General features: G+C 65.5%; 1 protein-coding gene. It reads right to left on the bottom strand.

Annotated features, from left to right (window positions below; translation table 11 throughout):
• On the bottom strand, window positions 1–267 hold a 267-nt coding region (locus NVV99_RS26540; protein WP_260783305.1), incomplete at both ends, for a cytochrome P450.

Genomic DNA, 267 nt, shown 5'->3' with positions numbered 1-267 from the left:
TCAGCTCATAGTCCGTGTTGGGCACGATGTCGAAGCGCGTGAGGATCTGCGCCAAGGCAATCACTGCCACGTGTAGGGCGAACTGACGACCGATACAGGCGCGAGCACCGACGCCGAACGGCGTGTACGCGTGTGCAGGCCGCGCTCGCACAGTTGCGGGAAGGAACCGATCCGGATCGAACCGCTCCGGGTCCGCGCCCCACAGTGTGGGGTCGCGGTGCAGCGCGAGCAGCACCACCAGGATCGTTTCGCCCTTGCGGATCGGAT

The sequence above is a fragment of the Rhodococcus sp. PAE-6 genome, from assembly GCF_025290685.1.
Taxonomy (GTDB): Bacteria; Actinomycetota; Actinomycetes; order Mycobacteriales; family Mycobacteriaceae; genus Rhodococcus; species Rhodococcus pyridinivorans.
Note: the sequence above shows the minus strand (reverse complement) of the source record. Positions and strands in the feature narration are given on the sequence as shown.